This window comes from Paraburkholderia caledonica (assembly GCF_000383275.1).
Lineage (GTDB): Bacteria > Pseudomonadota > Gammaproteobacteria > Burkholderiales > Burkholderiaceae > Paraburkholderia > Paraburkholderia caledonica.
Genome location: NZ_KB911036.1, coordinates 270470 through 293659, shown reverse-complemented (window position 1 = coordinate 293659; position 23190 = coordinate 270470). Strand labels below are relative to the sequence as shown.

19 protein-coding genes and 1 tRNA gene are annotated in these 23190 nt (G+C 58.1%); 11 read left to right on the top strand and 9 right to left on the bottom strand.

What is annotated here, in order from left to right:
* Positions 1 to 206: 206 nt before the first annotated feature.
* Positions 207 to 812, top strand: coding sequence for a septal ring lytic transglycosylase RlpA family protein (locus H281_RS0111140; RefSeq protein ID WP_408484610.1), 606 nt, complete (start codon positions 207 to 209; stop codon positions 810 to 812).
* 135 nt (positions 813 to 947) lie between these two features.
* Here the strand turns inward: H281_RS0111140 and rsmI are convergent, their stop codons facing one another.
* Entirely contained in the window at positions 948 to 1826 is an 879-nt protein-coding gene (gene rsmI / locus H281_RS0111135) for a 16S rRNA (cytidine(1402)-2'-O)-methyltransferase (RefSeq protein ID WP_020067189.1), read from the bottom strand.
* Between the two features lie 37 nt (positions 1827 to 1863).
* Between rsmI and H281_RS34560 the strand changes: the two genes are divergently transcribed.
* From H281_RS34560 to H281_RS0111090, 8 genes are all read left to right on the top strand, one after another.
* Positions 1864 to 2334, top strand: coding sequence for a YraN family protein (locus H281_RS34560; RefSeq protein WP_408735239.1), 471 nt, complete (start codon positions 1864 to 1866; stop codon positions 2332 to 2334).
* Positions 2335 to 2572: 238 nt separating this feature from the next.
* A complete protein-coding gene (locus H281_RS0111125; RefSeq protein ID WP_020067187.1) occupies positions 2573 to 3160 on the top strand; it encodes a phosphoheptose isomerase in 588 nt (195 codons plus the stop codon).
* Positions 3161 to 3185: 25 nt separating this feature from the next.
* Positions 3186 to 3977 carry a BON domain-containing protein gene (locus H281_RS0111120; protein WP_020067186.1) on the top strand — a complete coding sequence of 264 codons (792 nt, stop codon included), beginning with the start codon at positions 3186 to 3188 and terminating at the stop codon, positions 3975 to 3977.
* Positions 3974 to 4324 (top strand): c-type cytochrome, encoded by a 351-nt coding sequence (locus tag H281_RS0111115; protein ID WP_020067185.1) that lies wholly within the window; start codon positions 3974 to 3976, stop codon positions 4322 to 4324. Before H281_RS0111120 ends, H281_RS0111115 begins: the two co-directional genes overlap by 4 nt.
* Before the next feature lie 63 nt (positions 4325 to 4387).
* Positions 4388 to 4463: transfer RNA gene (locus H281_RS0111110), tRNA-Ala, on the top strand.
* A gap of 191 nt (positions 4464 to 4654) precedes the next feature.
* The gene (locus H281_RS0111105; RefSeq protein ID WP_020067184.1) at positions 4655 to 5869 is read left to right on the top strand and encodes a tyrosine-type recombinase/integrase; all 1215 of its coding nucleotides are present in this window, start codon (positions 4655 to 4657) and stop codon (positions 5867 to 5869) included.
* An 888-nt stretch (positions 5870 to 6757) separates the two neighbouring features.
* On the top strand, positions 6758 to 8029 hold the full coding sequence (locus H281_RS0111095) for a hypothetical protein (protein ID WP_164701868.1): 1272 nt from the start codon (positions 6758 to 6760) through the stop codon (positions 8027 to 8029).
* A 96-nt stretch (positions 8030 to 8125) separates the two neighbouring features.
* Positions 8126 to 9679: a hypothetical protein gene (locus tag H281_RS0111090; protein ID WP_020067181.1), complete on the top strand. Its 1554-nt coding sequence runs from the start codon at positions 8126 to 8128 to the stop codon at positions 9677 to 9679.
* Between the two features lie 538 nt (positions 9680 to 10217).
* Here H281_RS0111090 and H281_RS0111085 read toward each other — a convergent pair.
* From H281_RS0111085 to H281_RS0111055, 7 genes are all read right to left on the bottom strand, one after another.
* Positions 10218 to 10922 (bottom strand): nucleotide-binding protein, encoded by a 705-nt coding sequence (locus H281_RS0111085; RefSeq protein WP_027804490.1) that lies wholly within the window; start codon positions 10920 to 10922, stop codon positions 10218 to 10220.
* A gap of 1 nt (position 10923) precedes the next feature.
* Entirely contained in the window at positions 10924 to 11352 is a 429-nt protein-coding gene (locus H281_RS35620) for a hypothetical protein (RefSeq protein WP_051120931.1), read from the bottom strand.
* Between the two features lie 856 nt (positions 11353 to 12208).
* Positions 12209 to 12937: a M48 family metallopeptidase gene (locus tag H281_RS0111075; RefSeq protein ID WP_020067179.1), complete on the bottom strand. Its 729-nt coding sequence runs from the start codon at positions 12935 to 12937 to the stop codon at positions 12209 to 12211.
* Between the two features lies 1 nt (position 12938).
* Positions 12939 to 16232 carry a type I restriction endonuclease subunit R gene (locus H281_RS0111070; protein WP_020067178.1) on the bottom strand — a complete coding sequence of 1098 codons (3294 nt, stop codon included), beginning with the start codon at positions 16230 to 16232 and terminating at the stop codon, positions 12939 to 12941.
* Positions 16229 to 17602, bottom strand: a complete 1374-nt coding sequence (locus H281_RS0111065; RefSeq protein WP_206362265.1) for a restriction endonuclease subunit S — start codon at positions 17600 to 17602, stop codon at positions 16229 to 16231. The genes H281_RS0111070 and H281_RS0111065 overlap by 4 nt, the downstream gene beginning before the upstream one ends.
* Positions 17595 to 19106: a type I restriction-modification system subunit M gene (locus H281_RS0111060; protein ID WP_020067176.1), complete on the bottom strand. Its 1512-nt coding sequence runs from the start codon at positions 19104 to 19106 to the stop codon at positions 17595 to 17597. Before H281_RS0111060 ends, H281_RS0111065 begins: the two co-directional genes overlap by 8 nt.
* Positions 19107 to 19110: 4 nt before the next feature.
* The gene (locus H281_RS0111055) at positions 19111 to 19698 is read right to left on the bottom strand and encodes a restriction endonuclease subunit S (RefSeq protein WP_241077863.1); all 588 of its coding nucleotides are present in this window, start codon (positions 19696 to 19698) and stop codon (positions 19111 to 19113) included.
* A 126-nt stretch (positions 19699 to 19824) separates the two neighbouring features.
* On the opposite strand from H281_RS0111055, the gene H281_RS0111050 reads away from it, so the two are divergent.
* Together H281_RS0111050 and H281_RS0111045 are read left to right on the top strand one after the other, a co-directional pair.
* Positions 19825 to 20124, top strand: a complete 300-nt coding sequence (locus H281_RS0111050) for a DUF3892 domain-containing protein (protein WP_020067174.1) — start codon at positions 19825 to 19827, stop codon at positions 20122 to 20124.
* Positions 20125 to 20316: 192 nt separating this feature from the next.
* Positions 20317 to 21192 (top strand): hypothetical protein, encoded by an 876-nt coding sequence (locus tag H281_RS0111045; protein WP_033379525.1) that lies wholly within the window; start codon positions 20317 to 20319, stop codon positions 21190 to 21192.
* Between the two features lie 410 nt (positions 21193 to 21602).
* On the opposite strand, the gene H281_RS0111040 is transcribed toward H281_RS0111045, so the two are convergent.
* A complete protein-coding gene (locus tag H281_RS0111040) occupies positions 21603 to 23189 on the bottom strand; it encodes a hypothetical protein (RefSeq protein WP_020067172.1) in 1587 nt (528 codons plus the stop codon).
* Position 23190 lies beyond the last annotated feature (1 nt).

The following is a 23190-nucleotide window of genomic DNA, read 5'->3' as shown; positions in this document are numbered from 1 at the left end:
GGCGGCATGTGGGGTCTGGTCAGGCTGCCGGGGACAGGTTGCGCCAGACGTGAAAATTAACCGTGCGGTAGCGGCTGAATGAGCCGCATCCGGGCTTTGACGTTCTGCGCTCGTCTGCGCGGCGCGTTGTCGTCCTTTGCCGCCGGAGTCGCAGGCAACACGCTCAACTACGCGTGATGCGGCTCGACAATTTGATTGCACGTCTTATGAAAACTCGGTTATCCCGTAGTCTGGGGACACTTTTTGCCTTTTTTGTGCTGGCCGGTTGCGCCACGCCGCCGGGCGCCGACAACAGTGTCGCAAGCGCCGTGCCGCTCCGCACAAAGAACGCGCAAGCTGCGTCTTTCGGACCGCAAGCCTACGGCAGCGCGCCGGCGTCCGCCGATGCTGCCGCGCAAGGGCCATCGCTGGCCGATGCGAAGCCTCTTTCGGATGACAGTACCGGTGCTTCGGACTTTCATCAGACCGGACGCGCCTCCTGGTACGGCCGCGGCTTTCATGGCCGCCGCACCGCCAATGGCGAGCGTTACGACATGCACGCGCTGACCGCCGCGCATCGCACGTTGCCACTCGGTTCGTATGTGCGAGTGACGAATCCCGCCACTTCGCGTTCCGTCGTTGTCCGGATCAACGACCGCGGCCCGTACGCTCGCGGCCGCGTGATCGATCTGTCGATGGCGGCAGCGAATGTTCTCGATATGCGCCACGCGGGCACCGCGCGCGTGAAAATCGAAGGTGTGACGCAGGACGAAGCGCGCCAGGCGCGTGACGAAACGCTGGCGTCCGATTCGGGTCCGATCGCGCAGAAGTAATAGGTGCAGGGCGCTGTTTGCGCCGGTCGGTATGGCGAACTACGTCCGCCTGCAGAAAAAAAAGGGCCGCTCATGCACATGGGCGGCCCTTTTTGTTTGATCTTTGCTGCTGCGTGTAAGGCGCTGCCGTTTCTCTCAATCGTCTTCTTTCTTGAGCGCCAGTGCGCGCGTGTACAGCGCGTTGCGCGACGCGCCGGTGATCGACGCCGCGATCCTGGCCGCGCTGCTCACCGTCAACTCCTCCAGCAACATCTCGAGCAACGCGTCGTGATCGTGTTCGCCGGCCGTTTCCTGCTGCGCGCCTTCTACCACCAGTACGAACTCACCGCGTTGGCGGTTTGGATCGGCGGCGAGCCACGTTGGCGCTTCGGCCAGGGTGCCGCAATGCAAGGCTTCGTGTAACTTCGTCAGTTCTCGCGCGATGAGCAGCTTGCGCTCGCCGCCCCACGCATCGGCCAAAGCCTGCACCGTTTCTACGATGCGGTGCGGCGCTTCGTAGAAGACCATGGCGTGCGGATGCTGCGCGAGGGTTTGCAGCGCGGCGGCGCGGGCTTTAGGTTTCGGCGGAAGGAAGCCGAGGAACGAGAACGTCGAGACCCAATCCCCCGCCGCGCTCAGCGCAGTGGCAAGTGCACTCGCGCCCGGCAGCGGAATCACTGCGAAGCCCGCTTCGCGAGCCGCGTCGACGAGCTTTGCGCCCGGATCGGAGATGCCGGGTGTGCCCGCGTCGGACACATAGGCCACGCGCTCGCCTGCTTGCAAATGCTCGACGATGCGTTGCGCGGCGGCTCGCTCGTTATGTTGATGCACCGCGATGAGCGGCTTCGAGATGCCATAGCGCGCGAGCAACTGCCCGGTGTTGCGCGTGTCTTCCGCGGCGATGCGATCCACGAGTCCGAGCACATGCAGCGCGCGCAGCGTGATGTCGGCGACGTTGCCGATCGGCGTGGCCACCACATACAGCGCGGCGGCGGGGTACTGCTGTCCTTGCGCGAGTTCAGAGAGAGGAGTCATGAGGCAGAAAACGCAAACGGACGGAATGAGGCTGTCATTGTGCCACGCAGCGCCGCGCGTTCCGGCCGCCGAGAGGAATGCCGACGCGGCGACGAAGAAGCCGAACGCAAGCGCCGCCATAACGAACAACTTTTCCGGACAGGCGGGGTCCAAACTCGTCGGCGCGGCGTTCGAGGCGCGTGCGCAGGAGTTTTTGCAGCGTCAGCGTTTGCGGTTCGTGGCGCGCAATGTGTCTTGCCGCGGCGGGGAAATCGATCTCGTGATGCGCGAGCGCGACGGCGCGCTTGTATTCGTCGAAGTTCGTGCGCGCGCGCAACGCAAGTATGGCGGCGCGGCTGCGAGCATCGGTTGGCAGAAGCGGCAACGAATCGTACGCGCCGCGCAGCACTATCTTGCGACTCAGCGTTCGGATTCGCGGGCTCAGCCTGCTTGCCGCTTTGACGTGATTGCGTTCGAAGCGGGGCGCCTCGTCTGGTTACGCGATGCTTTCCGCGCGGACGAAGTGTGACTCAATTGCGCGGAGAACATGGGTTAGTGCGATAAACTTGCGCTCGCGTGCGAGCTACGGGGCGAAATGGTGAGATTTCAGTGTGCTTCACAGCGCATTTTGCGAGGTGTCGAAACGCACACGGTTCGTTGCGCTCAAAGGTCGGTGGAGCGCTATTGCTTGCAGCAAGACTTCATTCATACAACTTCACAACACGGCCGCATGTCGCGGCTTATTCGCGGTAGAAGATAGAGACTCGATGTCAGTCGAACGCATTCAACAACACTTCCGCGATAGCGCGGCAGTCAAACTCGAAGCTTTGGAAACCTTGTCGATGCCGATTGCCGCAGCAATCGACACGATGTTTGCCGCGCTTGCCAATGGCAACCGTATTCTTGCGTGCGGCAATGGCGGCTCCGCAGCGGACGCGCAGCATTTTGCCGCTGAACTGATTGGCCGCTTTGAACGCGAGCGGCCTGGCTTGCCGGCCGTCGCACTTAGTACCGATACGTCGGTGCTCACCGCCATCGCTAACGATTATTCGTTCGAGCAGATTTACTCGAAGCAGGTGTGGGCGTTGGGTCAGCCGGGCGATGTCCTGCTCGCGATCAGCACGTCGGGCAATTCCGCGAATGTGATTGCCGCGATCGAAGCCGCGCACGAGCGCGAGATGATTGTTGTCGCGTTGAGTGGAAAGGGCGGCGGACGCATGCAGGAAGTATTGAGCGATACCGACATCCACGTGTGCGTGCCGTCAGATCGCACCGCGCGCATCCAGGAAGTGCATTTGCTGACCATCCATTGTCTATGCGACGGCATCGATGCCATGTTGCTGGGCGAAGACTGAGATTGATCCGAAGGAGAGCTAGTTGATGAGCGTATTCCGCGTCAAGAAGACACTGGTGAGAACCGTGCTGGTGATTGGGTTTGCGGCGGGGTTGTCCGCGACGTTGCAGGGTTGTTTTCTCGCCGTTGCGGGCGCGGCGGGCGGCGGCGCGTTGATGGCGACCGACCGGCGCACAATCGGCGCGCAGACCGAGGACCGCGAAATCCAGGTGAAGGCGCTTTCGCAGATCAGTCAGAATTTGCCGGATTCGGCGCACGTCAACGTGACGGTATTCAACCGCCGCGTGCTGCTGACCGGCGAAGTGGCAGGGGATGCGTCCAAGCAGCGCGCCGAGAGTATCGTGCGTGGTTTGAACAACGTGAATACGATCGTCAACGAACTCACGATCATGCCGGCGAGTTCATTCTCCTCGCGCACGAACGACACGTATCTCGAGACGCGCGTGAAGACCGCGCTGATCGCCGAGAAGGATATCTCGGCGAACGATTTCAAGGTCGTCGCCGAGCGCGGCTCCGTGTATCTGATGGGCCTCGTCACGATGGACGAAGGCAATCGCGGCGCGGACGTCGCGAGCCGGGTGCCGGGCGTTACGCAGGTCGTGAAGGTCTTCCAGTACATCCAGCCGCAAGAGGCCGCGGCGGCAAATGCGGCTGCGGCGACAGCGCCTGTTGCCGCGTCGCAGCCGGACGCTGGCGCGGCGACGGTTGGGACGATCCCTGACTCATCAGTCAGCGCGAGGCCGCTCGAGCAGCAGGCGCCGGCGCCGGTCACGAACTCGAACGCGGTGCATCCGGGCAATCCGAAGGCGCCGCAATGAAGCTCGGGGTTGTTGGCGTTGTTGTCGCTTCTTTGATGTTCGGGGCGGCGAGCTTGTTTGTATCGACGGCCTACGCGGCCGATATGCCGAGCGGTCAGCGGATCGCTAACGCCAATGCCTGCATGGGATGCCACGCGGTGGATCGCAAACTGGTCGGTCCGTCGTTCCAGCAGATCGCCGCCAGATACAAAGGCGACGCGCAGGCTCCTGCAAAGTTGGCGCGCAAGGTGAAGGACGGCGGCTCGGGTGTGTGGGGCATGATTCCGATGCCCGCGCATCAGTCGATGAGCGATGCGGACATTCGCGCGGTGGTCGATTGGGTGCTTGCTGGGGCGCCTTCGAAGTGAGTTTTTGCTGGGCTGGCGGCTTGGCAAAACGGAAAATGCCTGTGCTAGAATAATTTGCACGTTGGGGGGGTAGCTCAGCTGGGAGAGCGTCGCGTTCGCAATGCGAAGGTCGGGAGTTCGATCCTCCTCCTCTCCACCATCACGTGTTCCATGCAGTTCCGTAGAATTCCGCAAAACCCCGCGTCCCGTAAGGCTCGCGGGGTTTTTGTTTCCATTCCGGGATTGTGGTTTCCGTTGACAGCCGGGGGCCTTTCAGAGCAGCTTTAGGGGCATCAGGCTCATTTTTGAGCCCGCCGGAAATTTAGGCCCCCACGCTGTTGGAGGTGTCCCATGCCTCTTACCGATCTGGAAGTTCGCCGCGCTGCGGCTCGCGAGAAGACCTACCGGGTCTCGGACGGCCGCGGAATGTATCTCGAGATTTCTCCGTCCGGCGGCAAATACTGGCGCCTCAAGTACCGGTTCAACGACCGGGAGCGGAAGCTCGCGCTGGGCGTCTATCCCGATGTCACGCTTGCCCATGCCCGCAGGAAGCGCGGCGAGGCGCGAGCCATGCTCGCCGACGGCATTGATCCCGGTCAGGCGAAGAAGGACAAGAAACGCCTCGCGCGGCTCAACGCGGCCACTACCTTCGAAGCCGTCGCGCTCGAGTGGTTCGAGCAGCAGGCACCCGGGTGGGCGCTGAGCCACTCCGAGAAGATCATGGGGCGGCTGAAGAAGGACCTGTTTCCATGGCTGGGTTCGCGTCCCATCGCCGACATCACTCCGCCTGAAGTCCTCGAAGTGCTGCGCCGTGCCGAAAAGCGCGGTGCTCACGACACCGCGCACCGGCTCCAGCAGAACTGCGGGCAGATATTTCGCTACGCCGTGGTGACGGGGCGCGCGATGCGTGACGTGAGCTCCGACCTGCGCGGCGCGCTGCGGCCCAATCGCCATACCCACTTCGCCTCGATCACGGATCCCGAGAAGGTCGGAGAAATGCTGCGCGCCTTTGATGGCTTTTCCGGGACACTGGTTGTGCGCGCGGCGCTGCAGCTTGCGCCGTTGCTGTTCGTGCGACCTGGCGAACTGAGGCAGGCTGAGTGGGCGCAGATTGATCTCGAACGGCGCGAATGGCGCTATACCGTCTCCAAGACGAACACGGAGCATCTGGTACCACTGGCTGCGCAGGCGGTGGAGATCCTGAAAGAGTTGCAGGCGCTGACCGGAAAATGGCGTTGCGTCTTTACAGGCCGGGATCGCAGAAAACCCATGAGCGGCGCGGCGATCAATGCCGCGCTGCAGCGGCTGGGCTTCGATACGAAAACTGAGATCACGGGTCACGGATTCCGGGCCATGGCCCGGACCATTCTTCATGAGCGGCTCCGGTTTCCGGCGGAAGTCATCGAGCACCAGCTGGCACACCGGGTGCCCGACTCGCTCGGTAGTGCATACAACCGTACGCGGTTCATCGATGACCGGGTCGCGATGATGCAGGCGTTTGCCGATTATCTGGATCGGTTGAAGGCCGGGGCAGAGGTGGGTCCGATTAGGCCAAGAGGCGTTTGAAGTGAGCTTTGTTGTAGTGAGCCGAACTATCGAATGTCGAATTCCAGCTCTAGGAATTGGCCAGGCAGGAAAACGTCTGCCGTTTTTCGAATTGCGGCCTAAGTGAAACCACCAATCTCCTCCTTGTGTATGACGATACAAGTGTGCGGCGGCGAACGGACCCAGCATCAGACAACTGGCTCACTGTGGATGGCACGGGGTCGGCCTACCCATCTCCGATCGAAAAGGCATAGCTGGTTGAAATTCTGGCGAATGATTCTTTTTCATGCGGCATGGTGTTCGCCCTTCGAAAGGACTGAAGGCGTGAAACAATTACGGATCCATTTCGCCAGGCAAGTGATGGACAAGGATGCCGGTGGACATGATTCTGCCAGTTGGGTATCCGGAGATGGGCCAATACGTCGAATGCGCGTTGTGGATGCAAGCGTACGCCACAGGGCACGCGACGCCTGCGTTTTAGCTCGGCGCGGTAATCACATTGCAGCTAGTCGATGCCTGAAAATTCCCGCCCACCGCTCCTGCCTCCTATGACGGACGAGTGGCAACTGGCCTTGAATGTTGCTCGGTTCGACGAACGGCAGCGTCAGCAACGCCTGCGCTTGCCTGTTAACCCAACATGCTGGGACTATGCGCCTTTGATCGACGTCGTACTGAAAGCTCCCGGCTCGAACGCATTTCGGTTTACAGGCAGGACGGCCGGTCAATGGATGGCAGAACTCCGCGGCAGGTGTCTAGGCGAATATGAAGACTTTCGGAAACGGTACGAAGCCGCCGTCAATCGTCGAATGGATGACCTTAACCGACGCCCCCGGGTTGCCAGACAATCACTACTGTGCGGAATTCGCGGTCCCGCCAATTCGACCGTCTCTGCCCCGAATGATACGTGACTTGGGCCTGAAGAGGGCTAGCGTCGAGCAATGGCTGGCGACTCTTCGGAAACTCACACAGAAGCGCCTGAAGACTGAAGAACTCGAAATGTCGGGGATCGTCTCACGTTTGTCGGCAATGCCCCTTAATGGCGTGCTTGAGCACACGCAGGTCATTCAACTGCTTGACCTCAAGCACGTGACGCCCAAGCTTTCCTGCGAATCACGATTTGGCTTCGTAACGACGTCTGGATGGAAGGAGGTCTGCGAACGCATTCCAGAAAAAGAGTACAGGGGCCGACGTTTGCCGGGTGTCGGGTACGGTGCCACACATCTGATTCGCTATCGGCATCGTTCACTCGGTTGGGCGCTCGTGCGGTGCCGATACCGCGACCTTTTCTCAGAGCGAGCAGACTGCTGGGGTGTTCTCGACGAGCGAGGTCGGGCGATAGGCCAATCTGCCTTCGGATTGAACAGCCCCGAGCAAGCAATGAAGCTCGCGGAAATCGAGATGAGTCGCCGCTTCGCGTCGTGGGGAAAAGATAATGCACTATCGAAGTGGCGACGCTTTTCTCTAGCGGGTGGTGAGGGCTACCGCGAGATTCTCGTTACCCTTGACGATTGGCCAGCCAGCTATCGGTCCCGGCACTATCGCACCCGAAACATCCTTGTCCATATCCGTACCAGTGTACGTAGCACCAAGGATAGACGTAGGGTGCTCTTCCTGGACGAGGTGCAGAGCGATTGGCATGCTGATCTGCACACACGATCCAAGGCAACGTTGCATGAGCAGGGCACAGCGGAACTTCCTGAGGCTCCGTTTCGACGGGAGTGGCCGCTGTTGTCGATGAAACTGATGCTCTGGTGGGCACAGCGCTTAGGCGTTGATGGCCTTGCATGGAGCAGCGCCGAGCAGCAACTAACGCGCTGGGGTGCATTCCGCGTGCCGGAGATTCTCTATAGGGAGATACTCCCCGATGTCGCCAAATCTGTGACAGCAACGCTATCAATCGAACTCAACCGCACAGTATTGCCAGTCCGAAGCACCAGACAGGTCTGCGCTGGCAAGGATGGGTGGGGAGTGCACAACCGGGAAGGCACCCCTGTCACTAAGTCATTTCATACAAGAGCGCAGGCCGAGTGTTTCGCCAACCTTACCGATGTCTTCGTCAACATCGAGGTGCCAGTACTTTGGATCAGCGGACTACAGCTAATCAAATCAATTCCTCTCTACGGAACCGAAAACGCCGAAGCCTGGTTCGACCGTTCTGAACGACCATCCCATGTTAGCTGAACAAGTCCAAATAAAGGATGCAAACGATGTTTACATGGCGCACCCGTCCCGCTCAGAACCTCAAGCGCCAGACTGAGCCATCGCAGATGAAGTTGCTTGGAGCACGACAACAACAACGACGACAACACGGTGCCGCAAACCATGCTAAGTGACCAACAAATCGACGAACTACTCGCGAAGGCCATCACCTGTCTTGAGGCTGGCTATTTCGATGGCGCTTTGCGTCTATGCGAGAAACTAGAGCGTCATGGAAAAAAGTCTCGAGACGCTGTGTCTCACGCGGCGTGGCTCACGCGTGTGTACCTCGGCGGCCGTCATCGCGAGGACGCGCTCAAAATGTGGGACGTAACACGCGCCGCAGCACATCTTCCAGGTGGGCAAGGTTTAGCTGAAGGCGCGCTGCTCGCGGCCCACGTGGGTCGGGTTGAAACAGTCGCAGCCTGCATAGAGGAGACGTTACGCGTTGCAGCAGCACAAAATGGTGTACTCGTTACGTTTCATCCAACAGCGTTACTACAGCTAGCGGAGTTCGCTTTCGACCGGCTTAATGACAAATTCTCGGCGCTGAAGCTCGTGAACTGCGCGCTCGGGTTCAGAGCCGCGTTCCTTGTGCTGGACGACGTGGAACGTCTTGGGCGATTGCTGTCACGCCTAAATGCCCCGTTGCCGCTGTGGGTCGACTGGGGAGCTATCTTCATCCGCCACATTAGCCTTTCTACCGATCGGCACTGGTTGCATGGACGCAAGATCGGGGATCCGAAATTCGTAAAGTGGGCGAAGGAGCAAGGTGCTGCTTCAGAAGGCGTACTCAAACGAACGCTGAGCGTTGGTCCACCGCAATTACATGAAATGCTGGTGCGTCTGGCTCCACAAGTCGGTGCACCGGAGTTAGGAATTGTGTTGCATGAGCGCTTCAGCGGCACGAAAGACAAAGGTGATGCCGCACCCACCGAGCCCTTGTGGTTTGATCCACAGGTGTTGCGGCTTCGCTATTTCTGGCACGACATGCTCACCGAAGACGAACAACACATGCTGCGAAACGGCGAATGGGCGATGTTTAACACACCCACGCCGGACTTCTCGATGGCACTCGCACAATGGTGGAGAATGATGGAATCGGTGCTTAAGCGAGCGCTGGCGAAGCCGATACACGAGTTGTTTGCCGCCAATCCAGAATGGATTGCTTGGGATCGCGATAACCTTGGCGAGCGCGTAAAAAAGCGCGAGACTATCTTCATTGATAAGTTAGCAGAACAAAACAAGTGGCAGCGGCTTACGCTTGGTGACATGGTTCTCATTCTCAGGAAGTGCATTTCGGACGAGCCCTCGAAGAGTGAAGACGTTGGAGGCGGTTCCCGACTTCGCAAAGAGGCAAAACGATTCCTCAATAAGCATCGCGACCAACTTGGTCCTTTGGTCCTCGGTGGTGGTCGCTGGACGCATGCTCCTCAACTCACTGCGGAAAACGTTGACATCTTCCGTAACCAATCCTCTCACAACGAGTCCGTCAACATCATTGAAAGTTCAATCGGACGATGGGCCGGGAAGCATGTCCTCGATCTGCTTTTTGCCACCTATGTCAAGCAGTGGGGCTTCACTCCGACCATGTATCTTGACCTTTTGACCGCCGCCGAAGAAGCCGATATCTGACACTGACACGGTGAGTTCGACGCCACAAGCGCCGCTGTCTTCGGAGATCAATCCATGCACCATCCACGTGTTCCAAAGGATTGAGCGCTTGAACTACACTCCGAATCCCTGCGTCTCCTCGTCGGTAACGTCGAGGTACCTGGCCCATACCTCGACGGTAATTTGGTCCCAAAGCCGGTCGCGCCCACTCGAATCCGCCGCCGACAGCAGTCATTCGCGGTCCCCGGATTATGCAGATCATCAAATGTCGGCGAAGGCGAGTTTTGCCCTCAATGGTTTGGAGCCACCTCGATCAGCCGTTCACCAAAACAACGGCAAGTACGCACGGGAGGCACAACTACTTAGATCTCAAGTCTCAATGTGCTCGCGCGCATTTAACCTTGCGAAAGGTGGACTGTGCGGGCGCGCTTGGCGAGCGGGCGTGCAATGTCCACCCGGCCCGTGTTATTGATCGGAGCGTTAAGCTAATCGGCGGCTGCACTGAGTGAAAGGGACCCGTTACTTACTCAAACGCACGAGACGGGTGCCACCAGGTGATTCACCCGTGACGTCGAGAAACAGGCGTCACCTGGGCGAACATTGTGCTGAACAATGCGCGCCAGCGCAGCAGTTCCGCTCTCTCTCCAATATGCATTGTTTCTGCCGCCTTGCATATCGACAGACGTTGGCTGCGCAGTCCGTCTGCGACACGATCCGCGAGATCGGGAAAATCCAGCGACTGACCTTGTGCCTCGATCGCCTTGCGCAGGTCTGACTCCCGGTACAAAGCGAACTTTTCCGACGCTCCGAAATAACCGTTGCGCACGACATGTGTAACAGCCCTCGGGAAAATCGCACCGAATTTCAGAAGTAACTCCACGCTATCGCGTTGTCGATTGATGACCCACAGTACGACGAGACCTCGCGCGAGTTCGTCGAGCGCATTGGCGAGCGTGCCGCCGTAATGCGCTACACCCGCCTGGCTACGAGCCGCCGTGTTAACGACGACCACCGGATCACGGTGCGCATCGCAAAAGTTGACGAGATCCATCCAACCACTTACGTCGTCCAAATCGCACGACGCGCACTCCACTTCATCATGAACGGCCTTCATGACATCGGGATTGGACGTATCGTTCTCGACCAGCGCGACATTGACGTCCACGCGTCGCAGATAGTCGACCAGCGCCAGCGTAACGAAACTCTTGCCAACGCCGCCCTTGCTGCCGCCGACCATATAGATAGCAGGATTTTCCATTGCCATTTCATACCTCTACAGGTTTTCGGTATCCGGCCTGATCGGAAATCCGAGGAAGCCCTTGATCTCTGTGTGTTCCGGACTGGTGATTCCCCCATCCCCTTTCTGTTGTGATCCGACGCGCGCATGGCTCGAATGTGATGGCTTCGCCTGAGTGCCCTTCTTCACGCGAGGTGATGTCATGGCGGCATTCGTAGCGACGTGTCGCTCCGCCTGCACGGCCAGCGCTGATTTCAACACCGTCCTGGGCGATCTGCTGGACGATTTCTTCCTGTGTGTAGCCCTTTCTCTGTGCATCGACGATTTGAGGCTGTATGGACTTCATTGCATCCTGGACATTGACGCGGTGCTCATGCGCGGGCTTTTCCGGCAGTGCATCGAGACGGCGCGCTGCGGCGTCCCATTGCGCCCGGGTAAAGCTTTTCACCGCCGGCATGATTGGCTCCTGCACACTCCTTCCATGCCATCTTGCAAAGGGGACTGGCACGCGTCAATACCTGGAAACAGACTCAAATCGGGCTGATGGACGGTACTGGATTGAGTTGGACTTCTCTGGAATAACAAATTTATTTGCGCCGTCGCGTACGCGCAACGTACTGTCATTTGCGCGTCGGCCAACACGAGTGCATCAGCCTTCGAGTCGAATGATCCGAGGCTGTGTATTGACAACGGGCAGCACATGAAATCCGTCGCGCGCCAATTTGCGTCGAATGATCGTGGGATTCGATATGACATATCGGTCTGATGCGCGGCCTGCGGTACGGGCGCAGAAATGACTTTGTTCAATTTGCGCGAGCGTTTACATCCTCGCGCACGGATTCAAGACGGCCTTTGTTTTTTCCGTGCGGAGCGCGGCCGCCCATGCTCATCCATGTTGCGCCATCGGTCATACCTTCGCGATCCCTTTCAATCGTCTATTTGCGTGTGGGGGGAAGACCCGCTCACGCGATACGCCACTTTTTCAGCCGGACCACTTCATCTTGCTGCGCGGACGAGTACATTCTTTTTGCAGCAGGTGTTCATCTTTCTGCGCGACCACCGGCGACCACACTCACAGGATTTGCGAATGACAAAAGAAGAAGAATAACAACGAGGGATGGCAGGATAGGCTTGCGCCGGTTTTGGGTGCCATCTTTTCGTCGAGGTATTGTTTCGCGCAAGCCGGTGCCTTTGCAGCTCGCTCAAAGCCCTGATTAACGATCAATGGTCTCGACCAAGCAATTCGTGCGAAAACCGCAGCATCCCGGTTATCAGTTGGCACGATGAGGCGACTGTGATGTCTCGTCAGCCTATCATCGATTGAGTAGCACCTCGGCCATGTTATCGAGCTCTGCCTTTCGTACCACCCAGTCGGGCAACGCACGATCCAGTTGCCGATAGAAGCGCTCACTGTGATTGAGTTCCTTGAGGTGACACAGTTCGTGAACCACGACATATTCGATGCACGGCCTAGGCGCTTTCACCAGGTGAGTGTTGAGCAGCACTTCACCTTTGGGTGAGCAGCTGCCCCACTGAGTTCTCATGGACAGCAGGCGCAAGGGCGGCGGAGCACGCCGAAGGCCGACGCGTGGTGACATGTCCGCGATCACCCGGGCGAACACCTCTGTCGCGCGCTCCCGGTACCACCCTTCCAACATGTAGCGGACTGTCAGCGCGTCGCGTTTTGCTGTGGTGATCTCAAGTCGTCCACGCCAAAGACGCACGCCAAGCTCGTCACCGTGCGCCGGCTGCACCTTCAGCATGTGACGCCTGCCCAGATAGAAGTGCGTCTCCCCACTGATGTACTCCCGCGGGAGTACGTGCAACTTGCGCGCTTTCGACGCTTGCAACTGCTGCCAAACCCAAGCGGCGCGTTGACGAACAGCCTTCTTGACCTCCGGCAGGGTTGTGCCCTCTGGCGCATCCACTAGCACCGCACCGTCCGGTGTCACATGGATCGATACGCTCCTAGCAGCTCGCACCAAGAACCGAAGCGAAAAGCGAATATGCTCGTCACCGTAGGCAACATCGTACAACGCCATATCAGCCGCTCCCACGGGACAGGCCCACTCGGGTGACCTGAATCACTTGATCGATCGCCTCTTTGGCTTTGTCGAGGCCCATCAAGCCAAAAAGCTGGGGCAACAATGCCTTCCGAATGGCAGCCTCAATGTTCTGCGGGTTCAGCGAATGTTCTGCCACGGCCTGCTGCACCACTCCGTGAATCTCCTGGGCTTGCTGAACCCATGAAGCTTGATCGGTCTGCACAAACGTGTCTTCGCCCAGCACCATTCGGCAGATGCCGAAATAGGCTCGGATGTGCTTGTTATCGCCCAGCCCATCAGGCAAACCACCGACATTGCGGGCATCCACCTGCTCTTCGAACTCCTTAAACAGGGCGTACTGTTTCAGGGGGTGATCGAACATCGCCTCCGCTTCGGCAATCGCCTGCTTCAGCAATTCGGCAAATACCTTCTGCGCATAGGGATCGTCTGCCAGATCCTGTTCGATGGTTTTCTTCAGGCGCGTGCGGATCATATCCGTCTCGTTACGCGTCTTCTCTTCACTCCACTGCTCAGTTGCCTCAGGTCGGCCCAGCTGATGGACCAAATAAACGCCCTCGGGCTCTCGCACTTCGCTGCCAATTACCTGCTTGTCGACGAGGCGCCGAATCTGCTCTTCATAGACGCTGTAGTCCACGGTCTCCAAAGCATCCTGACGAGCGATCTTGCGCAAACTCGTGAAGAAGCGAAGGTCTTCCTTATAGCGCCAGACGTCGCCTTCGGAAAAGCTGTGGTCCTCGAAGAAGCTACGTGAAGACAAAGCCGTTTGCAGGCACAGCCCGAACGCGGTGAGTGCGCTATAGAAGTCATCACGCACTTTCTGGCGCGTGTCGTAGGCCTGGCCGTCCTCGTCTTCTTTGTACCGGGGCATTAGCACCTGGCGGTATTGCTCCAAATCTTGCTTGTTCTCCACCTCGGCAAAGATCGCCCACAGCGAATCGTGCAGGCTGGGCAAGCGCTTGTATTCGGTGCTGATCTGCTGGTACAGGCCATCAATATCGGCTAGCTCGTAGCCACCTTGGGTACGAGTTTCCAAGTCCTGGTAAGCACGCACTGCGGTGTCCAGCTCTTTCAGGATGCCGCGGTAGTCCACGAGCACACCATAGCGCTTGGCCTCGTGCAATCGATTTACGCGAGCCACTGCTTGGATCAGGTTGTGCTCTTTCAACGGCTTGTCGATATAGAGCACCGTGTTGCGTGGCTCATCGAAGCCGGTGAGCAGCCGATCGACCACGATCAGCAAGTCTGGCTCACCTTCACTGCTGAAATCCAGGAGTGTTTGCTCTTCGTAGCCCGCAGCGTTCTTGCCTACATTGGTGTTCCACCACTTTTGTACCTCGGGCAGCTTGCTTTCGTCTACCTCGGTATTGCCTTCGCGACTGTCGGGAGCCGAGATGATGACGGCGCTGCTGACCAGGCCGGTGTCATCCAAATACTGCTTGTAGCGAATGGCTTCCAGCTTGCTGGCCGTGGCCACCTGCCCCTTGAGGCCCAGACCTAGTTTCTTGATGTTCTCACTGAAATGATGCGCGATGTCCCATGCGATCAACTCAATGCGATTGGCAGCGCCGTACACGGCTTGTTTGTTGGCGAACTTGCGCTTGAGGTCCGCGGCCTGCTCAGGGCTCAGGCCTGCCGTGATGCGGTCGAACCAGCGGTTCACGGCTTCTTCGTTGATGCTCAGCTCAGGCACGCGCTCTTCGTAAAGCAGCGGGGCCACAGTGCCGTCTTCGACTGCACGCTGCATGGTGTAGGCGTGCACGATGGGACCAAATTTGTTGGCAGTCTTGTCTTTCTTCAACAGCGGTGTGCCGGTGAAGGCCACGTAGGCTGCGCGCGGCAACGCCTTGCGCATGCGCTCGTGGGTTTCACCGCCATGGCTGCGGTGCCCCTCATCCACGAGCACAATCATGTCGCTGGATGGGTTATAGCACTCCGCCAGCTTGGAGGCCGTTGCGAATTTGTGGATCAAGGTGAAGACGATCCGCTCCGTGCCTTTGCCAATGCGCTTGGCCAACTCGCGGCCGGATCCAACCTTGGCCTTCTCGCCATCCTTTTTGGTCGCCACGGCGGAGCCGAAGGCGCCGCTGTTCATGAAGTTGCGCGCCAGCTGGTCTTCTAGGTCCAGCCGGTCGGTCACCACCACCACGCGACAGGCTTGCGTGCTTTGGTGCAGCACCAGTGCCTTGGTCAGGAAGACCATGGTGAAGCTCTTGCCTGAGCCCGTGGTGTGCCACACGACACCGCCGTCGCGTCCACCGTCCGGCTTGCGAAGGTTGATGCGTTCCAGCAACGCACGAATGCCGAAGAACTGTTGATACCGCGCTACAACCTTGCCCGCCTTGCGGTCGAACAGGACGAACAGACGCAGAAACTCCAACAAGCGCTGAGGATGTAGCAACGCGGCCAGCAACCGGTCTTGGTCTGCGGGCAGCAGGGGATGGGTTTGCGACTGTGCCCACAACTGGCTGAAATAAGCTTGGATCTTGGGCGGTTTGTCGGCCAGCAGGGCCGTTTCCACATCGGCACCGAGAGATCGGTTCTTCCATTCGGTTAACTGAGCATCGCTGAACTGCTCTTCACGCCAGCGCGCCCAGAATTTCATCGGCGTGCTGGTGGTGCCATAGCGGCCCTCGGTGTGGCTCACGGCCAACAGGAGTTGGGCATAGGCGAAGAGCTGGGGAATTTCGTCATGCCGCTGGTTGCGCAACTGCTGGCTGATGCCTTCGTCGACCATGGCTTGACCGGGATGTGTGGCATCGGGCCGCTTGGCCTCAATCACCACCAGCGGCAAGCCGTTCACATAGGCCACCACATCGGGCACGCGTCGGTGCGTGCCTTGGGTGGAGAGCACCTCCAGCTCCTCCGTGACATCCCAGCGGTTGGCCGAGGGATCGGCCCAGTCCACTAAGGCAATCGTGGGCTGATGCTTCTTGCTATCGGGCATGAACTCAGTGACAGTAACACCCAGAGCGAGGATCTGGTAGAGCCGCTCGTTGGCCCGCAACAGACCCTCCGCCAGATTCACGGCCTGCACCTGCCGTAGGATCTGGTCGATGCCGCTGGGCGAGAGCGGGAACTGCTCACCCTTGTAGTCGAAGCGTCGGGTTTGCAGCACCTCGATTAGTCGGGTTTTCAGGATGACCTCGCGCGTGCTGCCGCGTAGGGCCAGCGCTTCCGCTGTGGACAGGAAATGCCAGCCCAGGCTGATGAGCAGGTGTAGCGCTGGGATGTGGGCGCTGTATCGTTCGCAGGTCTGTGGCACGGCACTCATGCGGCCTCCGGCGCCGTGTCCGATTCAGTCAGGCGCACGCGGCGTTTGCCAGTGAGCAGATCAGCCATGAGCGCAAGTTTTTCTTCTTTCAGCTTGTCCCGTTGGCGTTCGACGCAGCGCTCCTCAGACTCTGCGGCGCTAAGCACCTCTGCAATGCGTCGTTGTGCATCGATGCTGGGCACTCGAAGTTTCAGCTTGAAGAATTCCTTGACGCTGACGTTGAGCAGGCCATGGTTACGGGCGCCTTCCTGAGCGATACCCGAGATGGCATCGTTGAGCATGCCTGCCTCGAAGTAGTGCCGAAAGAAGTCGGCATCTGCTTCAACTCCCGGTTTGATGCGGAAGCAGATGTACAGGCTCGACACCACGCCCGCCTCGTAAGCTAGTAATGGTTTGATTGCACCAACTGGATAACCGGCGGAATAACTCTTGTTGTAGGCGAAGTCGCCGCGCTCCAAGTACGTGTAACCCTGAAGGTTTTCGCTGGCCACGCTCTTGTTGAAATACTCACGCTGGCTGATTAAGCCATGCTGACCCGAAATCGTCAGCACGTTCTGGTTACCAACGGTATTCTTTCGCACGATGCGTTCGAATACCTCTTCGAAGGCTGGCTGCTTCCAGCGCGTGTTGGCAGGCCCGAAACCGCGATGGCCGCTAAGCAAGCTTTTCATAAAATTCTGCTTTTGCTTGCGGCAATTGATCACGAGCTGATCGGTCTTTTCGATAGCATTGCTCCAAACACTCAGTGTTTCGGCGATCGCCCGCTGTTCCCGCTGCGATGGGTAGTTCACTTGGAACTGCTTAAGTTGTTCTGTGTCAAGCCGGCCTGTTCCGTGTCCTGCCGTGTCCACAAGCGCAAGGATTTCTTTCTTTCGCCCCAACAGCTGAAGCGCTAGAAACTCAGCGTTAATTCCCTCAACGGGAATCAGTGCCTTGATGTCCTGATTGAAAGACAGTTCTCGCTTTGATATGCCAACAGGCAGATCCTTCAAGAGTGTCATTCCTCGTGTCAAAACAAGTATGGCTCCCGGAGGAACGATGGCGGCTACCGCCCTGCCTGCCGGCGTGAGACGAAGTCTGGTATCCGCTAACCAAAGCGTCTTCATGTCTTTGGCGGTTACCCAAGGAAAGTCCCCTTCCCAGTAGTCATCGCGTTCCTTGCTGGGCGTACCTCCGGAAATGAACTTGGCGCATGCGCCTAGCGGCGTGCTGATCCATCCGTTAGGCGACATCTTTTCCTCCGGGTTACGCGTGCGCCGGCTGCCTATCTGCCTTTCCACCTGCACCAATTCTCGCTTCTCTGGTAGGTCCGTCTCCAGCGCCTCCGCTTGACGCCGAGCTGCGTCGAAGGCGTCATGGCGCTTATTCATAGCCGAGCTCCTTCAGGTAGCCCGTCATCCTCTCTTCCAGTACTGCCAGCTCGGCCTTGAGATTTAGGCGCTCTTCACGCACCGCCTTCATGTCGATGGCGTCAGCCTCTTCGAAGGTGTCCACGTAGCGTGGGATGTTTAGGTTGAAGTCGTTTGTCGCTAGCTCGGCTGGGCTGGCCAGGTAGGCGTATTTGTCAATCGTTCGGCGCTTGAGCACAGCCTGCTCGATGCGGTCCAAGTCTTGTGGTCGCAGGACATTCTGGTTCTTGCTGTCTTGGTAGTCACGGCTCGCGTCGATGAAGAGCACCTTGTCATCGGCCTTCTTCTTGCGCAATACCAGGATAGCCGCGGGGATGCCGGTGCCATAGAACAGTTTTTCGGGCAGGCCGATGACGATATCGAGCAGGTTCTCTTCGATGAGTTTCTGGCGGATCTTGCCCTCGGCTGCGCCGCGGAAAAGCACGCCATGAGGCACGACTACGGCCATGCGGCCGGTGCCCGGCTTCATGGTTTCGACCATGTGCAGGATGAAGGCATAGTCAGCCTTGGTACGCGGCGGAACGCCGCGGCGGAAACGCTTATACGGGTCGTCAGAGGCCGTTTCGTGGCCCCATTTTTCCAGCGAGAAAGGTGGGTTGGCTACGACGATGTCAAAATGCTTGAGCAGGCCTTTGCCATCGAGCAGCTTTGGGTTACGCAGCGTATCGCCCCACTCCACACGATGGTTATCCTCGGCGTGCAGAAACATGTTCATTTTGGCCAAGGCCCAGGTGCTGCCGATGGCTTCTTGCCCATAGAGGGCGTACTTGCGGCTGCCCGCGTTAGCGCGGATGAGCTGGCCGCATTTCATCAACAGCGAACCAGAGCCGCAGGTCGGGTCGCAGATTTCGTCACCCTCCTGCGGAGCCATCAATCGTGCCATGAGCTGCGACACCTCGGGGGGCGTGTAGAACTCGCCGGCCTTCTTGCCGCTAGTCGAGGCGAAATTCTTGATCAGGAACTCGTACGCATTGCCGATCACGTCGAGGTTGCCCACGCGGCTTTCGCGCAGATTGAGCGCGGGCTTGGCAAAGTCTTCCAGCAGATGCCGCAGAATGTCGTTCTTCTGTGCCTCATCGCCCAGCTTGGCCGAATTGAAGCTGATGTCCTGGAATACGTCTCGCAGCTTGGTGAGATTGGCCTCTTCGATGGCGTGCAGGGCTTTGTCGATGCGCTCGCCGTTGCCGGGTTTGTGACGAGCGTCATGCAGGGCATAGAAGTTGGCGTTGCGCGGGAGCACGAAGCGCTCGTTTTTCAACAGCTCTTCGATCAACGCCGGGTGGTCGCCATGCTCAGCCTTGTAGCGGTCGTAGTGGTCCTGCCAAACATCCGAGATGTACTTCAGGAAGAGCATGGTCAGGACATAGTCCTTGTAGACATCTGGTGAGACCGTACCGCGGAAGGTGTCGCAAGCGTTCCAGACGGCAGCATTGATCGTGTCTTGCTGGATGGGCATGGTGTTCATGGGTTTAATTCGTAGGGGATTCTTGAGAAAACAGCGCAAGTGCAAGCGCGTCGAGTTGCTGCTGCCGGTTGCGAATTAGGGCGTGGAGCTGCCGCTCTTCGTGAATGGCGGCATCGGCCAGCGAAACGATCAGCTGCTGCTGGGGCAAAGGGGGGACGGCCAACGGCATGACCTCCAGGACCGGCCGGCGGATGCTCAACTGATCGGACCCTTCGGCGTTGCTGGCCAGATAGCGCTGAGCTGGCGCACGATTGATTTGCCAAGCCAGAAATTCCGGCAACAAGGCTGGTGATTTGATGCGCAGCAGGAAGAAGTTCGGAGAGCACACCGTGGGCTTGGGCACCTCGCGCAGACAAACAGCGTAATTGCGCGCGCCGCGGGCGACGAAGACCACGTCGCCTGGCTCCAGCCATTGTGGCGACTTACTCACGTCGATCTCCGTTCGCACTAATCCATCCCACGCAACATCTCCTGCAGGGCTGAGATCGCGCATTTGAAGCGCAAACGCGTTGCCCCCTTCAACGAAGGGCACGCTGCCACGAAAGGGGTGGCCCGCCTGAACATCGGAAAAGTTTCTTAGTAGCTTGCTCATTTGCATCAATCTGGTTGATGCGTAAATTATGCTTGCGGCTCGCCACGGATGCAACTATGATGCGTCCCTGTTCGCATCATTTCGATTGATGCATGCAATTTTCTCAACTTCCGCAAGGGCCTTACGATGAAAGAATATGAAGTTAACTGCGTGAATAAGCCGAACCGCAACAGTCCCCATGAGCACATCACTCACATCGGGCATACGGCAAACAAGTGGCGCCTTACTAGGGAATCGGCGATTTCCCGAATCGAATCAAAGGCCGAGGCGTTCTACACCGTCGACAGATCTACCGGGAAGCGGATCTTCATCGGTGTCGTTCGCGAGGCGGGGAAGGCGCCGTACCTCCGGACCCATGCAGACGGGAAATGGAACGACAACTTGCTCGCACAGGGAGAATGCGGTTCAGATTGCAAGATTCTTTGAGCAGCGTGCCGTGCCATTGAGTTGCCCCGGCTAGAGCCGGGGCACAGCGGGAGATTCCCCTACGGGGCCGCCGCGTACTTTGTAAAAGGGTGCGAAGGCAAAGTTACGGCGATTGGTCAGGGCTTGAATTGCTCCGGCGATGTGCAAAGCCCGAGCCGATTTTGGTGATTGCGACCATAGATGGAATTGCATATGCAGAAAAAAATAAAAGATATGTTTCGAAAAATCTCGGCAAGCGACGTTATCGCAATCGTCGGGATATTGGTCGCCATCTGGCTCACCTATCACAGCGACGCATTACAGGGGGTATTTCAGAAATCCAACGTAGAACTCGGCTTCGAAAACGCTCCACCCATCAAGGCGGGGGAGAAAATCCAATTTCTTGTGTCCGTCAATGAGAATATCAAGCCGAGCGACACGATCTATATTCCAGTCGAATTCGACGTAAAGAATGCTGGCGATAAGGAGTTGGAAAACGTTTTATTGTCGCTTGCTTACGATAAGCGGGGAAAGCATGCAAGCGACGTTTTCAGTGAGTCGTCCTACGATCATCACGGAACAATGACATCGGGCAACGTGCGACACGAGTCAAATTCAACGGATCATTTCGACTATTCAAATTTCACACTTTTTAAGCTGAATGTCGGCGATCATCCAATGCTGTCTGACGGTGTTGTCGCATACCAACGGCCGGAACAGGAGCCAATGCTGGCTTTGTCGCCTTTAGGGGCCTTGGTGAAGGTCGAATTAGAGGCGGGCAATGTACCGAAAAAGAAGTATTACATTGACTACAAGGTCGTTGAGGTTGCCGGTCAAGAGCAACTTGTGGGCTGGTATAAGAGCTACTATGTGAAAGCGATAGCAATTGAAAAACGAGAGCATGCAAGCTTTTTCGAGTACTTGCTAAAAATTATTCACAACAATGAGGAGGAGATAGCGTTCTTGGTATCCCCGAATTATCAATCGGTATTGGCAGATGAGCGAACTGTGTGGGTGCCAAATAAGAGCGACTCGAGGCTCCAAATGGTTTCATTTAATCCCTATACATGGTCGCTTCTGTTTAACTGACCGAAGGAGACGAGAGAAGTGAATCGCGCCCGTGCAGCGGCTTCCACTTGAAAACTCAGAGAAGGACTTATAAGGCCTTCGAGGCGGCTGTCGAAGGGGCGAAATTCAGTGGCGGCTGGACGCGCAGAATCCGTGCTGAAAGCACCGTCACAACGTTGTGGGCAGGATTGACAGCGTGACGCTCCCTTCGATCGGTTCCCGAATTTTGCTCCGAAGTGCAGCGCGACCCACAGCGCGGCAATGCTCGGCTATAAGCTCAGGGTAAGATTAACCCAATTCCAGTCACATGGACTGGATTCGCCTCGACCATCAGGGAGGGGTCAATACAGCTAGTCTTTGCACACAAAGACCAATCCGACTGGACTTTATGGACACCGCTTAACTTACGATATTCGAAGGTCCGCGTAATGTCACTCCTCATCAAAAACCGTAGTCGCATGTTTGAGGCGTTCTTGGCGCCAATACTTCGCGGTTTGCCTCGGCACGCTCAAGCCTTCCTGTTTTATTTGCGGCACCTCACGTGATGGTGCCGGCGCGTCGTGCGCGACCAATTCCTCCCCGCGTTCCGAGGGCACCGAGAACTCTTGCAGGAAACTGGTTTCGATGATGGGTAGGCCCCGGTTTACAGAATGATGGAACAACGGATCGACCACCTTCAACTGTTCCGGTACGTTTTCTAGCCTATTAGACTTGGCGCGCAGCGCTTCAACTAACTCCCGGCTCACCGGAGCGCGTGGCAACGCGACACGTGTACTACCGAATTTGCCGGCTTGGATACCACCCCATGGGCGCGAATAAACAACTGTATCAGCAGGACTCGCACTGGCCGGATTGGCCGAGGGCTGATTTTGTAGACCGTAGATCGGTGTCCATGAGGGCTCGGCTGGACTCTTGCCGTAGAAGGCGAGGTACGCTCCATTGGAGCAACGCGCTCGCGCGTACGCTTGGGCCGCCAAATAGGCGGCGTGAAAGCGCTTCGTCTCCCGCTTGCCGCGGTGCACGGCTGCCATCGTCTCTACCAAGACGGACGCGCCCATCGCAAAAACTGGCAGCCCTCGATTAAGAGCGAGATCCAACGTCGTGCGGATTTCGGATTCGGTCGCATCGTCCCGCTGCAGTGCGAGTGCGGCAGAAACGATCGCCCCATCGGGCAAATGAGGAAACCACTCGACGAGGTTGTCGACCCATTTCCTACGAGCGTGAAGACGCCGGTTCTTGAGTAAAAGGTAAGCACCGGCGGCCGCAGCGACCGGGTCACGCTTTTTCGCATAAAGCACCAGATCCGCCGCGTTCCAAGCCTCCCCGAGGCGATCAGCTTCGGCAATTGCTCCACGCGCCAAGTAGGACATGATGAGCTCGTTGTCTGGCTGGCTTCGCCCGACAGTGATGTCGAGCGAATCCCCGTTTTCCCCCGCGGTGCGCGTCAGCGCCACGCGCACTCGCCCGCCGGGCGGCAATGAGACCAAGCGCCAAGCAACTTCGTCGCCACCAATTTGCAACAGCTGAGAGGACAACGGCACGTCTAACACCCACTGTTGCATACCGTCGTCGCGGTGCCGCTCAACGGCCTCGACCTCCTGCCCCTTCCAGCGTCCGCCGTGTAGACCCCACAGCGTCATCCATACCTTACCAATCCGCCGTGACGATTGTTTACTTGCATCGCCTCGGTTTCGGAGGTGGTCCAAAGAATGGAAAGGCGTGACCCACTGCAGCCATTCGTGAGGACTCTCATCACCCAACCGAAGAGTGGCCTCAGCAAACTCATCATTCAGCTCAGCTGTTTGCTGCAAAATGGTCCCATTCGGAAGCTTCCCCAGCACATACGCCCGATTTCGCTCTCGATCCTGCCGCTGCGGCAACACAAAGTAAGCGGGCCGTCCCGGTGACGCGGTACCACTGGCGAGCAGTGTTCCATCCGGGGCATAGACGTCCACGGGTAGCGTCAGTAGCCGTGACTCGTGCCATTGGCCCGAAACCGACACTGTCAGTCGTGTCATG

Bases quoted from the DNA above. Each gene is read 5' to 3' on its own strand.
- H281_RS0111140 (WP_408484610.1), top strand. From the start codon at position 207: ATGAAAACTCGGTTATCCCGTAGTCTGGGGACACTTTTTGCCTTTTTT.
- rsmI (WP_020067189.1), bottom strand. From the start codon at position 1,826: ATGACTCCTCTCTCTGAACTCGCGCAAGGACAGCAGTACCCCGCCGCC.
- H281_RS0111125 (WP_020067187.1), top strand. From the start codon at position 2,573: ATGTCAGTCGAACGCATTCAACAACACTTCCGCGATAGCGCGGCAGTC.
- H281_RS0111120 (WP_020067186.1), top strand. From the start codon at position 3,186: ATGAGCGTATTCCGCGTCAAGAAGACACTGGTGAGAACCGTGCTGGTG.
- H281_RS0111115 (WP_020067185.1), top strand. From the start codon at position 3,974: ATGAAGCTCGGGGTTGTTGGCGTTGTTGTCGCTTCTTTGATGTTCGGG.
- H281_RS0111105 (WP_020067184.1), top strand. From the start codon at position 4,655: ATGCCTCTTACCGATCTGGAAGTTCGCCGCGCTGCGGCTCGCGAGAAG.
- H281_RS0111085 (WP_027804490.1), bottom strand. From the start codon at position 10,922: ATGGCAATGGAAAATCCTGCTATCTATATGGTCGGCGGCAGCAAGGGC.
- H281_RS35620 (WP_051120931.1), bottom strand. From the start codon at position 11,352: ATGCCGGCGGTGAAAAGCTTTACCCGGGCGCAATGGGACGCCGCAGCG.
- H281_RS0111075 (WP_020067179.1), bottom strand. From the start codon at position 12,937: ATGGCGTTGTACGATGTTGCCTACGGTGACGAGCATATTCGCTTTTCG.
- H281_RS0111070 (WP_020067178.1), bottom strand. From the start codon at position 16,232: ATGAGTGCCGTGCCACAGACCTGCGAACGATACAGCGCCCACATCCCA.
- H281_RS0111065 (WP_206362265.1), bottom strand. From the start codon at position 17,602: ATGAATAAGCGCCATGACGCCTTCGACGCAGCTCGGCGTCAAGCGGAG.
- H281_RS0111060 (WP_020067176.1), bottom strand. From the start codon at position 19,106: ATGAACACCATGCCCATCCAGCAAGACACGATCAATGCTGCCGTCTGG.
- H281_RS0111055 (WP_241077863.1), bottom strand. From the start codon at position 19,698: ATGAGCAAGCTACTAAGAAACTTTTCCGATGTTCAGGCGGGCCACCCC.
- H281_RS0111050 (WP_020067174.1), top strand. From the start codon at position 19,825: ATGAAAGAATATGAAGTTAACTGCGTGAATAAGCCGAACCGCAACAGT.
- H281_RS0111045 (WP_033379525.1), top strand. From the start codon at position 20,317: ATGCAGAAAAAAATAAAAGATATGTTTCGAAAAATCTCGGCAAGCGAC.
- H281_RS0111040 (WP_020067172.1), bottom strand. From the start codon at position 23,189: ATGACACGACTGACAGTGTCGGTTTCGGGCCAATGGCACGAGTCACGG.